Origin of the sequence: Bradyrhizobium sp. I1.14.4 (genome assembly GCF_050435825.1) — a bacterium.
In the GTDB taxonomy this organism is placed as follows: Bacteria; Pseudomonadota; Alphaproteobacteria; order Rhizobiales; family Xanthobacteraceae; genus Bradyrhizobium.
In genome coordinates this window covers 201,778-214,125 of the sequence record NZ_JBNDLA010000006.1, presented here as the reverse complement: position 1 = coordinate 214,125, position 12,348 = coordinate 201,778, and the positions used below count along the sequence as shown (strand labels likewise).

The window sequence follows — 12,348 nt, the reverse complement described above, 5'->3', positions numbered from 1 at the left end:
CGACCGATCCCGGCATCGGGCTCAGCGCGGCATCGATTGCGACGGAATCTGAACGACGGTCAAACAATCGCCCCAAGGCGTATGGCATCTACGGTTTGCCGTGGGCGTGGCGGCATCCCGAGACCGTGCCCCAAGGGATGAGGGGCGTTGATGACCAGCCGTGGCGAAGCGACGAAAGCGGGTGGTTATCCATCGAGCGGCCGTGAAGTCCCGTCGCTTGACGAGCCGCCGCTGACCGCCGAGCGCGAGCTGCCGGACCGGCGAGCAATCAGTATCCGCTGGATGGCGGGGACGGTTCTGATTGGCGCCGCAGCGGTCGCTCTCCTTGGCGGTGCGCTTCGCGGAGCATTCGGCTATCACACGCGATTCGCAGTCTCGCCGGTCGTTTCGATTCCGCGATTCACGGGACAAGTGGTTGACGAGGCGCGGCGCGGCGACCGTCTGGATCGGAGGGGCGGCTCGCACGGCAATCCCTCTGCGCTCAAGATTGAGCAACTGAGCGACGCCGGTTCGGTCCGTCGATTTACCCGCGTATCAGCGCGGCTCGCGGAGATCGATCCAGAGCCACAGCAGGACTATCTCCGCGAAGCATCGCGAGACGGTAAGGACGAGCAGCGAGTGAGTTCGCTGCCGGAGTTGCCAGCCATCATACGGGCGGGTCCGTCACGCCGCGGGCTGCCGGGTGGCACCAGCGCCTATGCTACCGATGAAGAAGAGGTGCCGCATCCGCCTTTGCCGATCGGTGAGGCCGTCAATGTCACCAACCTTCCGAAGTCTCCTCCGTCCTCTCGTCACCATCGACATGTCGTCATCGCCAGGAGCGGGGACACGCTGTCCGCCATTCTGCGGGCGTTGGCCGCGGCTGCGGAGGATGCGCCGGCGATCCTTGCCGCTTTCCCGACGCCAGGCGGTCAAGAGACGCTGTCTGGTGGCGAGAAAATCACGATCATCGAACAGAACGGAGACATCGGTTCGTCACGCGGCCATGTCGCCAGAGTGTCGATCGAACGGGCAGACTCCAGCGTGGCCGCCGTCGGTCGTGCCGATAGCGGCCAATACCAGGCGATCGTGCCGGAACAGCCTGATATTGCCGTGCGGAGCGAGAGTTTGCTGCGTGAGTCGGTCGACACACACTCCGTCCCCGGCGAAACGCTACGGGATGGACTTAACGCGCTTGCACGTTCCAATCACGTCGACGAGGGGATCGTTGCAGAGCTCATGCGGCTTTGTGGACGCGATTTCCACCTCGACGAGCCTCTCGGCGACGCCGATGTGGCTGAGATCATCTATGCGCCCAACGAAATTAGCCAGCCGGAGCTGGTCTTCATTGACTTGACGGCGGGCGGGCAGACGCGCCGATACTATCGCTTCGCGGCGCCGGACGATGGCAGCTCCGATTTCTATGATGAGGGTGGCCGGTCCATCACCAAGTTTCTGTTGCGCAAGCCGGTCATAAGCGGGCGCCTCGGCGACGGGTTTGGTTGGCGCATTCATCCGATCCTCGGCGACCGCCGCTTCCATGAGGGCGTCGATTATGCAGCGCCCTATGGCTCGCCCGTAGCGGCCGCGGGCGCTGGCGTTGTCGAGATCGAAGGGTACGAACGCGGGTACGGGAAATATATCCGCGTGCGTCACGACCGCGGCTATGAGACGACCTATGCCCATGTCGCGAGCTTCCCGTCCGGGCTGAAGATCGGAGACCGCGTTCGCCAGGGCGAGACGATCGCCTTTGTCGGATCGACCGGGCTCTCGACCGGACCGCATCTCTATTACGAGGTGCGGATCAACGGCCGCAACGTCGATCCGCTTCGGATGAAGCTGTCAGGTGGCCGGCTGCTGCAAGGGGATCTGCTTGGGGCCTTCGATCGCCAGCGTGACAGCATCAACCAACTCGCTGCCGTCTCCGCGCTTCCACAGCGGCGTTTCGGCTCCGAACATCGGCCGCCGACATAGCGAGCGCAGGTCGCATCGCGCCATGTCGCCGCGGAGGGCCTTGCCGGGGTCAGGAGCCCGGAGAGCTCGAAGGCACGGGCGCCGCAACGTCTGTCGTCTCCATGGTGCTCTCGCGATCGGCGGCGGTCTCGCCGGCGGCATCGAGCACGGGATAGGCGACCGAGCAGATGTGCGAATGGATGCGGCGAAGGTCGCGCAGCACGTCGAGATGCAGCGACGTCGTCTCGATGGTCTCGGGCCTGCCTTCGCGCAGGCGCTCCAGATGGCGTTCGACGGCGGCCAATTCAGCCGCGCGCAGCGCCGCCTTCTCGGTGAGCAGCTTGCGCGCCTCGTTGGCGTCGCCCGACATGAACACGCCGAACGCGATCCGCAGCGAGTCGATCGTGCGCTTGTGGAACGCCGACAGCTCTTCGGCGCCTTCGGCAGAAAATTGCAGGCGGTGCTTGATCTTCTTGGTCGCGAGCTCGCTCAGATTCTTGTCGACGATGTCGCCGATGTGCTCGAGATTGATCGCGAACGCGACGATCTCCATGGCACGCTGGCCCTCGCGCTCATCCAGGCTGCCGCGGGTGAGTTTCGTGACGTAAAGCTTGATCGCCTCGTTCAGCCGGTCGACGGTGTTGTCCATCTTCGACACCTGGTCGACCAGGGCACGATCGTTGGTCAGCATCGCCGTCATCACCTTGCGCAGCATCGCCTCGGTGTGGTCGCCCATATGCAGCACCTCGCGCGCGGCATCGGCCAGCGCGAGCGACGGCGTTTCCAGCGCGCTCTCGTCGAGATAGCGCGGCCGTGACGGATCGGTCTCCTGCGCACGCTTGGGCAGCAGACGCTCGAGCAGCCGCGCCATGTGGTCGAGCACGCCGATAAACAGCAGCGCAGTCGCAACGTTGAAGGCAATGTGGAACAGCGCGGTCGCCTTGGCGAGATCGGGCTGCCAGGCGTAGATGGTCTCGGTGATCGGGCGCAGGAACGGCGCCACCAGCAGGATGCCCACGACGCGGTTGACGATGTTGCCGACCGGCAGCCTGTAGCTCGCCGGATTGTCGCGCCGCGCGCCTTCCAGCAATGGATTGATGGCGCTGCCGAGGTTGGCGCCGAGCACGAGCGCGAACGCGGCATGAGGAGAGATGAACTGCGAATAGGCCAGCGACATCACCAGCAGCACGCTGGCGACGCTGGAATGGATCAGCCAGGTGACGACGGCGCCGATCAGGATGCAGAGCACGGGATCGCCGGTGATCGCGCCCAGGAACACGCGCACGCCCGGGGCATTCTCGGCCGGCGCCATCGTGTCGAGCAGGATGTGCAGCGCGAGCAGCATCAGGCCAAGGCCGATCGAGACGCGGCCGAGATCCTTGATCCGCGAGCGCGGTCCGTTGCGGAATGCGACGAGGCCTGTGATGAACAGCACCGGCGCCACGGCTGCAACGTTGAACGACAGCACCTGCACGATCAGCGTGGTGCCGATATTGGCGCCGAGCATGATCGCGAGCGCCGGCACCAGGCTGACGATCTCCTCGGCGGCAAAGGAACTGGTGATCAGGGCGGTCGCGGTCGAGCTCTGGAGCAGGGCGGTCAGACCGAGGCCGGCGCCAAGGGCGGTGAACCGGTTGTTCAGCGCCCTCGCCAGCAACAGCCGCAGATCAGGCCCAAAGGCACGCAGAATCCCGCTGTGGACCATGTGCAGGCCCCACAGCAGCAGGGCGACGCCCCCCATCAGATCAAGCAGAACTAGGCTTCCCATACTTCCTGGGTATCCCGGCAAATTCGAGTCGAAGGGCTCACGCTATCGCCAAACGATCTGATAGCAACCCTTTTTGTTCCCATTGGAACCGGCTTGGCGGGAAATGAGCTACGACGAAAGACGACGGCCGGGGCAAGACGCGCCCGGTAAATGAATCTCCAACGCTTCCGATCAATTGCGATTGGTTCCGCTAGGCAGTTCCCAATCTTTCCCAGCTATGACGGTAGGAACGACAGAAAGGCTTGGGGATCAGAATGTTTATGAATCGCCGCAAGAGCGAACGCCGCGCGTGCCGGAGCGTCGCTAAAATTCAGTTGGGCACGGGTTCGTTGCCGCGCGATTGCATGATCACCGATATTTCGGCCGGCGGTGTCAAGGTGATCGCCGAGTATCTGGAGATTCCGCCGGAATTCACCATCATTCTCTCGACCGGAAGTCCGCGTCATTGCCGGCTGGCCTGGCAAATCGGGCACGAGTTCGGCGCCCAGTTCGTCGACTGATCCGGCTACCAAGATGGCTCGCCGTGACGCGCCTAGAACCGCTTTTGGGCCGGATGACGGCGACGTGATGGCATCCTTAACCGGAACTTAGGGTTAAGCTGTGAGCATCCCGGAACCTTCGCTGTTCCGAGTCTCCTTGATGTCTGAGAAACCAACCCGAGCTCCGGGCCGCGCGCGCCATCTCGCCGGCACGGTATCTGCTGCGATTCTGCTGATCGGGTTGTCCGCCTGTCAGACCTCGGGGCCATCCGACATCACGGGGTCGTTGGGCGATACGGCAGAGTCGACGCCGGCTCCGGCCGATCCCCGGCGCGACATCGCTACCTACCACGAGCGCGTCCGCGCCAATCCAAAAGACACCGACGCCGCCCTGAAATACGCCCGGGCGCTGCGCGCCACCGGCCAGCGGGCGCAGGCCGTCGCTGTGATGGAGCAGGCCGTGCTGGGGCAACCCAGCAACAAGGCACTGCTCGCGGGCTACGGACGGGCGCTCGCCGACAACGGCAATTTCCAGCAGGCATTCGACGTGCTTGGGCGCGCCCACAGCCCGGAAGATCCAGACTGGCGCATCCTGTCGGTGCAGGGTGCCGTACTCGATCAGCTCGACCGTCACGACGAGGCCCGGCAGTATTATGCGAGCGCGCTGAAGATCGTGCCCGACGATCCGTCAGTGCTCTCCAATCTCGGCCTGTCCTATCTGCTGTCGAAGGACCTGCCGAAGGCCGAGGAGACGCTGCGCCGCGCCCGGGAGCGCGCGCCCGACGACATGCGGGTGCGAACCAATCTCGCCGTCGTGGTCGGCCTGCAGGGCCGTCAGTCCGAGGCCGAAACCATCATGAAGGCCGATTTGCCGCCGGAGCAGGGCTCAGCCAATGTCGCCGCGCTGAAGCGGCTATTGGCGCGCAGGGATGCCAGCCGGACCGATGCGGACAAAATCCCGGTCGCGGCCAGCCGCCACGACTAGTGTGCTTTTAAGCGAACGTCGGGAAAGCTAGCCGGCGGCCCGACGCCCATCGTTCCGGCGCGACTGCAACTTCTTGAGGATCGGCGACAGGAACGACTCCCGCGCCTCCGCGAGATCGGGGCGGCCGGTCAGGCGTTGCGCGATCTGCAGGAAGGTCCTTGTGGTGCGGTGACGCGCGGAGACTTCCGCGATCATCTGACCATTGTTGGCGGCTTCACCGAACAGCCGGCAATCGAACGGAATGGCGGCGATCGGCTGGCTCTCGATGCTCTTGGCGAACTCCTTGACCTCGATCTCGGGGCGCTTCGGCATGCCGACCTGGTTCAGGCAGTACAGCGGCGGCCGGTCGTTGGGACGCGCGGTCTTCAGCATGTTCAGCATGTTCTTGGTGTTGCGCATGTTGGCGAGGTCTGGCTCGGCGACGATCAGGATATCGTCGGCGCCGACCAGCACGCGCTTGGTCCAGGCGGTCCATTGATGGGGAACGTCAAGCACGATGCAGGATGTGGTCATGCGCATCGTATCGAAGATGGCATCGAACGCTTCGGCGCCGAAATCGTAGACCTGATCGAGGGTGGCCGGGGCCGCCAGCAGGCTGAGATGATCGCCGCATCTTGCGAGCAGGCGCTCCATGAAGGCGCTGTCCGGACGCTCGGGCGCATACACTGCGTTGGCGATACCCTGGACCGGGTCCTGGTTGTAGTCGAGGCCGGCGGTGCCGAAGGCGAGGTCGAGATCGACGACGACCGAATCCAGTCCGAGGTCGCGCGCGATGGTCCAGGCGACATTGTGGGCGATGGTCGAGGCGCCGACACCGCCCTTGGCGCCCGCAACCGCGATCAGGCGGCCCACAGAGACCGCTTCCGAGGACGAGAACAGGCCGCAGATCGAGCGCACGATGTCGAGCACCTTGACCGGCCCGATGACATAGTCGTTGACACCGCGCCGGACCAATTCGCGATACGGTGCAGTCTCGCCGGGCGTGCCGAGCACGACGACGCGGGTGCCGGGATCGCAGACCGTGGCGAGCTCGTCGAGACCGGCGAGCAAATCAATGTCCGGCTCGCTCTCCAGCATGATGACGTTGGGTGTCGGCGCCTTGTGATAGGCGTCGATTGCCGCAGCGATGCCGCCCATATGGACGGAGAGGTGAGCCTTGGCGAGCCGGCGGTCTTCGGCCGCGGCGCGCGCCGTCGTGGCGGTCGCAGCGCTGGCGCAGAAGGCCTGCACTGAAATCCGTGGCGCCGGCGCGATGTGGTCGTTGGCGTGCTGCGGCTCGTCTTGTTGTTCGGTCATCTCGCGGCGTCGCTCAGCTTGGCTCTATCGGCTTCGGGGTAGGTGGTCGCGGTCGACTCACCCTTGCTGTATTTCTGAAACGCGACCGAACGGCGCGGCGTGTAGGCTGCGGTTTCGGTCCGCGGCTGTACGAGGTCGGACGGATTGGCGACCATCGCGGCAAGGTTGCGCTGCGAGGCACAGCCGAAATTGTCGTACTGCTTGTTCTCGTTGTAGCCCGGATTGTAGATCGAGGGACCAAGGTCGCTCGGCCACAAGCCGCAGGGGCCAGCGACTGCAGCCATCTTCGGATAGCTGAGGCGAATGGTCGGAAGCGCGCGCGGATCATCCACGCGATAGGAGCGCCTGGTGATGGCGTGGGCGGGCACGCCCATCGACGCCAGCACGCCGCGGATCTCCTGGTACACCGCCTGCGCCGAGCGCGCGTTCGAGGTGTCGGCCGGTACGTCGATCGCGATCGCGCCGGTGCCTTCGCGGCGCCAGGTCCGGGCCAGCCCCATGACGTCGTCGCGCTGCGTTTCAGTGAGATTGCCGCGGGCGCGGCCCACGAACACGACGATCGACTGCTCACCCTCGGTGACCGCGATCGGATGCCGTTGCCGGTAGTCGTCGGGCACCGTGCCGGTGACGACATCGCCCGTCAGATTGCAGCCGCCGAGCGCGATCGCGGTGCTGACGAGGGCGCCGAACAGCGACAGCGTCTTCACATGACCGGCTTGTGTGTTGCGTGTCATCATAGGATCCCCCAACCCCTTCAGGTCCGTGCCTCAGTCGATGATGAAGCCGAAATTGATCGGCGTGGCGCCGATCGGCTCGGCACGGGCGGCAACGCCGTAGATGCGATTGACCCGTGCCAGCAGCGCCGACTGCGCATCGGAGGCCGGGGCAAAGCCGTCATCGGGACGCGACAATTCCTTCTGCGCGACGGCGCGCACCACATAGGGCGTCACGATCACCATGAGCTCGGTCTCGTTGTTGACGAAGTCCTGGCTCCGGAACAACTGTCCGAGGACCGGGATCTGATCGACACCCGGCATGCCGTTGACGGCCTGCTTGGTTTGCTCCTGGATCAATCCCGCCATCGCGATCGAGCCGCCGGAGGGCACTTCCAGCGTGGTGTCGGCGCGGCGGGTCTTGATCGAGGGAATCGTCGTGCCGCCCTGGCCGCCGGTCAACGCGTTGTCCATCGAGACTTCGGAAACCTCGGTCATCACCTTCAGGCTGATGCGTCCCTCGGACAGCACCACCGGGGTGAAGTTGAGCGAGATGCCGAACTTCTTGAAGCTGACGGTCTGCACGCAATTCCCGATCGTGCCCGACGTTGTCGTTTGGCAGGTGACGCCGGTCGGAATTGGAAACTCGCCGCCTGACACAAAGGTCGCGGACTCGCCGGAGATCGCCGTCAGGTTGGGTTCGGCCAGCGTCTTCACAACGCCCGCGCTTTCCATCGCGCGCAGCGTCGCGGTGACGGTCGGCACACCGAGCTTGTTCAGGGCCGCGCCGGTCAGCACGTTGCCGGGGGCGAGCGGTCCGTTGTTGGCGGTGAAGGCGTTGGTGTTGTTGAAGACCACCGCGGCGGTGCCGTAGTTCATGTTGGCGCTGAGATCGACGCCGAGCTGCTTGACGACATCCCGGCGCACTTCGGCGACGGTGACTTTCAGCATCACCTGGTCGCGGCCGCGCACCACGATGGAGTTGACGACCTTGTCGGCGCCGCCGACCAGTTTTGCGGCGACGTCCCCGGCCTGTTGTGCCTCGACCGGGCTCGCCACCGTGCCGGTCAGCACCACGCTCTCGCCGACACCCTCGATCTGGACTCCCGGCAGCATCTGCTTGAGCGCGGCGCGCATCCCGTTGAGGTCGCGCTTGATTGCGATGTCGTAGGAGGCAACCTGGTTGCCGTCGGCGTCGAAGAACACCACATTGGTCTGTCCGACCGCCGCGCCGATGATATAGGCGCGCTGCGCCGAGCGGATCACCGCGTTGGCGATCTTGGGGTCGGCGACCAGAACGTCCTTGGCCTCGCGCGGCAGGTCGACCACCACCGACTTGCCGACGCCGAGCGAGACGAAGCGCGTCTTGGCGGCAATGCTGCTCGTCACCGCGACGTCCGCGTTCTTGTCGGGATCGGCTGCACTGGCGAGGGCAGGGATCAGCATCAGGGCGGTGACCGCCGAGAATGACAGCGAGCGGATCAGTGTGGTCCGCGTCGCCAGTTGTTTTGCAGCCGTTGTCATATCGAAGCCCCCATCACTTCTGTGTCGTCTGAGAGCTCGGGATGCCGAAACGCACCACCTTGATGCTCTCTCCCCGCTTCGGGGCATGGTCTCTGGTCTCGTCGATGTTCTCGTTGACGTCCGCGATGCTGCGCAGCGCCAGCGCCAGCGTGCCGCTCTGCCGGGCGCGCGCGAGCGTCTCGGCCTGTTCGGGCTTGAGCTCGAGGGTGACGGTCTTGCCGACGAGGGAGTTGTTGCCGTCCTTTTCTTTCGGCGCCTGGTCGATCGCCAGCACGCGGACGTTGGACAGCAGTATTTCGGTGGTGATGATGTCGCGGCTACCCTGTAGCTGATCGGGATTCTTGTCGCGTCGCGACAGGATTACATCGACGCGGTCGTTCGGCAGGATGAAGCCGCCGGCGGCGGTCTCCGGCGAGATTTCCGTGGAGATCGCGCGCATGCCGGAGGGCAGGATCGCGGCCATGAAGCCGCTTCCATTGGCCTTGACCAGTTTTTGCTCGCGGATCGGTTCGCCGACGATGAAGGGAGCGCGTGCGATCGAGCCGATGACGTCGTTCATGGCGTCGGCATTCGTGTCGTGGCGGATGAACGCGCTGCTCGCGGTTTCAACCGGCCAGCGCTGCCATTGCACGTCTTCGGCCTTGACCGACTGACCGAGCCCGATGTCGGACCTCGCTACCAGCACCTCGACGGTCGGCAACTGCGCCACGGGCGGCGCGACCGGCGCCGGTTTGCGATCGCCAACGCTCGCCAGATACATGGCCGCGAGGCCTGCGACGCCGGCGATGCCGAGGACCACGATGCGTGCCGTCTTCATGCGATTGTCTGAATGCCCTTGCGCCGGGCAGTCACGTCCTCGCGGCACTGACAGCCCTTCCCGGGAGCATCACTACGGCCGTAAAAGTATAAGGGAACTTGATGGAAGGTCCGGACAATTAAGGGATTGGTGGGGATGGTGAACGGCGAGTTATCGGCGCCGTCGTATCTCCGCAGAATCCCGGAGATCGTGCGTGCTCAACGCATGCGACGTTGGTCGCGACGCAGCTTCATGGCAGGTCGGTCGTGGTTAATGCCGTCTAACGTGCCGCCGGCGCCGGACCATCAGAGCGCGGCGTTCAACGCCGCAAATCCGCGGTCGAGATCGGCCTTGAGGTCGTCGAGGTTCTCGAGCCCGATATGCAGCCGCAGGGTCGGACCGCCCGGCGACCATTTGGTCGCGGTGCGATAATCGCTGCAGTCGAACGGGATGGCGAGGCTCTCGAAGCCGCCCCAGGAAAAGCCCATGCCGAACAGCGTGAGCGCGTTCAGCATCGCATCGACCGCGGTCTGCGGCACAGGCTTCAGCACGATGCTGAACAGGCCGGAGGCGCCGGTGAAGTCGCGTTTCCAGATCGCGTGCCCCGGATCGGTTTCGAGGGCAGGGTGCAGCACGCGCGCGACCTCGGGCCGCGCCGCAAGCCAGCGCGCGATCTCGATCCCGGAGCGGTGGTGCTGCGCGAGCCGCACCGACAGCGTACGAAGCCCGCGCAAGGCGAGATAGACGTCGTCGGGGCCGGCGCAAACGCCGAGCAGCCGGATCGCCTCCTGAACCAGCGGCCAGGCCTTTGCATTCGCCGCTATGGTGCCGAACATGATGTCGGAGTGGCCGCCGACATATTTGGTGCCGGCCTGCATGCTGATGTCGACGCCCTGTTCGAGCGAGCGGTGATAGAGCGCCGTAGCCCAGGTGTTGTCGTCGATCATCAGCGCGCCGCGGGCGTGCGCCACGGCCGACATCGCGCGCATGTCGGGCATCTCGAAGGATTGCGAACCCGGCGCCTCGAGCAGCACCGCGCGGGTGTTCGGCTTGAACAGCGTCTCGATGCCGGCACCGATCAGCGGATCGAAATAGCTGGTCTCGATGCCGTAGCGCTTGAGCATGTTGTCGCAGAAGTTGCGGGTCGGCCGGTAGGCGTTATCGCACACCAGCAGGTGATCACCGGTCTTCAGTACGGCGAGCAGCGTGGTGCTGATCGCGGCCAGTCCCGACGGGGCGAGGCCGATGCCGGCACATTGGGGGCCTTCCAGCGCCATCAGCACGTCCTGCAGCGCCCGCGTGGTCGGGCTGCCGTGGCGGCCATAGGTAAATTCGGCGCGGTGGGCGTGAAGATCCTCCGCGGTCGGATAGAGCACGGTGGAGCCGTGAAATACCGGCGGATTGACGAAGCCCTTCTGGGCCTTGGTGTCGCGGCCGGCCGTGACCAGCCGGGTCGCGGCGTCCTGCGGGCGGGAGGGTGTGGAGCCGTCGAAGGAGGTCATGGGGCGCTGCCGTTAGACTTTAGACGTTAGACTTCTTGCCGCAGCCGTACCGCGTCGGGAAGACAGGGCTGCGCCGGGACGTGTTACTAACAAGAGGTAGAAGACATGCGTCAACCCCTTGACCCGGCTCGTCAGTCGCTATGTGATGCGCCGCAACTACCAGTCGCCGCACGTTGAGGGGCCTGCCGCGACCTACGATCCGTTGCCTGGCCGGTTTGCACGTCAAACTACCGGTCAGATCGGCATTTTTTGCTGCAGGGGATCATTGGGATGGCCCGTGAACGCGAGGCGATCACAAAGCAACGTCCAACGGACGACCCCGAAAGGCCCTGCCCATGAAATGCGTATCCTTGGCTGTCATCCTTGCCGCTGCCGCCGTCCTGTCGGTCCAGGCGGCCTCGGCGCAAACCCTCAAGACGATCAAGGACCGGGGTCAGCTGTCCTGCGGCGTCAGCCAGGGCCTGCCTGGCTTTTCATCACCGGACGACAAGGGCAATTGGACCGGGATCGACGTCGACGTGTGCCGGGCCATTGCTGCCGTGGTGCTCGACGACCCGATCAAGGTCAAGTTCGTGCCGCTGTCGGCGAAGGATCGCTTCACCGCGCTGCAGTCCGGCGAGATCGACGTGCTGTCGCGCAACACTACCTGGACGGTGTCGCGCGATACCTCGCTCGGCGCCAATTTCACCGGCGTGACCTATTATGACGGGCAGGGCTTCATGGTGAAGAAGTCGCTCAAGGTCAATTCGGCGCTCGAATTGAACAGCGCGTCGGTCTGCGTGCAGACCGGCACCACGACGGAGCAGAACCTCGCCGACTTCTTCAAGGGCAACAACATGAAGTACGAGGTGATCGCGTTCGGCAGCATTGACGAGGCCGTCAAAGCCTATGAATCGGGACGCTGCGACGTCTTCACCGACGACGCCTCGGGGCTCTATGCCAGCCGTTTGAAGCTCGCGAACCCCGCCGATCACATCGTGCTCCCGGAAATCATTTCCAAGGAGCCGCTGGGGCCAATGGTGCGCCATGGCGACGACCAGTGGTTCGACATCGTGAAGTGGACGCTGTTTGCGATGATCAATGCCGAGGAACTCGGCATCACCCAGAAGAATGTCGACACGATGCTCAAATCGGACAAGCCGGAGATGAAGCGAGTGCTCGGCACCGACGGCAATCTGGGCGAACAGCTCGGCCTCACCAAGGATTGGGTGGTGCGGATCGTGAAGGCGGTCGGCAATTACGGCGAGACATTCGAGCGCAATGTCGGCACCGGCTCGCCGCTCGGCATCGCCCGTGGCGTCAACAATCTCTGGAACAAGGGCGGGATCCAGTACGCGCCGCCGATCCGCTGAT

Annotated in this window: 10 protein-coding genes; 4 read left to right on the top strand and 6 right to left on the bottom strand. The window is 64.7% G+C overall.

Translation table 11 applies throughout. The features are described from left to right. Positions 1–150 precede the first annotated feature (150 nt). Positions 151–1,953, top strand: a complete 1,803-nt coding sequence (locus ABIB78_RS15260; RefSeq protein ID WP_429025765.1) for a M23 family metallopeptidase — start codon at positions 151–153, stop codon at positions 1,951–1,953. A 49-nt stretch (positions 1,954–2,002) separates the two neighbouring features. Here ABIB78_RS15260 and ABIB78_RS15255 read toward each other — a convergent pair whose 3' ends face one another. Then, positions 2,003–3,700 (bottom strand): Na/Pi cotransporter family protein, encoded by a 1,698-nt coding sequence (locus ABIB78_RS15255; protein WP_429025762.1) that lies wholly within the window; start codon positions 3,698–3,700, stop codon positions 2,003–2,005. 254 nt (positions 3,701–3,954) lie between these two features. Between ABIB78_RS15255 and ABIB78_RS15250 the strand changes: the two genes are divergently transcribed. After that, entirely contained in the window at positions 3,955–4,200 is a 246-nt protein-coding gene (locus ABIB78_RS15250; RefSeq protein ID WP_429025760.1) for a PilZ domain-containing protein, read from the top strand. 139 nt (positions 4,201–4,339) lie between these two features. Next, the gene (locus ABIB78_RS15245) at positions 4,340–5,164 is read left to right on the top strand and encodes a tetratricopeptide repeat protein (protein WP_429025757.1); all 825 of its coding nucleotides are present in this window, start codon (positions 4,340–4,342) and stop codon (positions 5,162–5,164) included. Between the two features lie 27 nt (positions 5,165–5,191). On the opposite strand, the gene ABIB78_RS15240 is transcribed toward ABIB78_RS15245, so the two are convergent. From ABIB78_RS15240 to metC, 5 genes are all read right to left on the bottom strand, one after another. Next, positions 5,192–6,460, bottom strand: a complete 1,269-nt coding sequence (locus tag ABIB78_RS15240) for an AAA family ATPase (protein WP_429025755.1) — start codon at positions 6,458–6,460, stop codon at positions 5,192–5,194. Beyond that, positions 6,457–7,194, bottom strand: a complete 738-nt coding sequence (locus ABIB78_RS15235) for a CpaD family pilus assembly protein (protein ID WP_429025752.1) — start codon at positions 7,192–7,194, stop codon at positions 6,457–6,459. Before ABIB78_RS15235 ends, ABIB78_RS15240 begins: the two co-directional genes overlap by 4 nt. 33 nt (positions 7,195–7,227) lie before the next feature. Then, on the bottom strand, positions 7,228–8,697 hold the full coding sequence (locus ABIB78_RS15230) for a type II and III secretion system protein family protein (RefSeq protein WP_429025749.1): 1,470 nt from the start codon (positions 8,695–8,697) through the stop codon (positions 7,228–7,230). Positions 8,698–8,710: 13 nt separating this feature from the next. Then, the gene (cpaB, locus tag ABIB78_RS15225; protein ID WP_429025746.1) at positions 8,711–9,514 is read right to left on the bottom strand and encodes a Flp pilus assembly protein CpaB; all 804 of its coding nucleotides are present in this window, start codon (positions 9,512–9,514) and stop codon (positions 8,711–8,713) included. Positions 9,515–9,798: 284 nt separating this feature from the next. After that, a complete protein-coding gene (gene metC, locus ABIB78_RS15220; protein WP_429025743.1) occupies positions 9,799–10,995 on the bottom strand; it encodes a cystathionine beta-lyase in 1,197 nt (398 codons plus the stop codon). Between the two features lie 335 nt (positions 10,996–11,330). Here metC and ABIB78_RS15215 point away from each other — a divergent pair, with 335 nt between their 5' ends. After that, positions 11,331–12,347, top strand: coding sequence for an amino acid ABC transporter substrate-binding protein (locus ABIB78_RS15215; RefSeq protein ID WP_429025740.1), 1,017 nt, complete (start codon positions 11,331–11,333; stop codon positions 12,345–12,347). The last annotated feature ends 1 nt before the right edge of the window (position 12,348 follow it).

Bases quoted from the DNA above. Each gene is read 5' to 3' on its own strand.
- ABIB78_RS15235 (WP_429025752.1), bottom strand. From the start codon at position 7,194: ATGACACGCAACACACAAGCCGGTCATGTGAAGACGCTGTCGCTGTTC.
- ABIB78_RS15245 (WP_429025757.1), top strand. From the start codon at position 4,340: ATGTCTGAGAAACCAACCCGAGCTCCGGGCCGCGCGCGCCATCTCGCC.
- ABIB78_RS15255 (WP_429025762.1), bottom strand. From the start codon at position 3,700: ATGGGAAGCCTAGTTCTGCTTGATCTGATGGGGGGCGTCGCCCTGCTG.
- ABIB78_RS15250 (WP_429025760.1), top strand. From the start codon at position 3,955: ATGTTTATGAATCGCCGCAAGAGCGAACGCCGCGCGTGCCGGAGCGTC.
- ABIB78_RS15240 (WP_429025755.1), bottom strand. From the start codon at position 6,460: ATGACCGAACAACAAGACGAGCCGCAGCACGCCAACGACCACATCGCG.
- ABIB78_RS15260 (WP_429025765.1), top strand. From the start codon at position 151: ATGACCAGCCGTGGCGAAGCGACGAAAGCGGGTGGTTATCCATCGAGC.
- ABIB78_RS15215 (WP_429025740.1), top strand. From the start codon at position 11,331: ATGAAATGCGTATCCTTGGCTGTCATCCTTGCCGCTGCCGCCGTCCTG.
- cpaB (WP_429025746.1), bottom strand. From the start codon at position 9,514: ATGAAGACGGCACGCATCGTGGTCCTCGGCATCGCCGGCGTCGCAGGC.
- ABIB78_RS15230 (WP_429025749.1), bottom strand. From the start codon at position 8,697: ATGACAACGGCTGCAAAACAACTGGCGACGCGGACCACACTGATCCGC.
- metC (WP_429025743.1), bottom strand. From the start codon at position 10,995: ATGACCTCCTTCGACGGCTCCACACCCTCCCGCCCGCAGGACGCCGCG.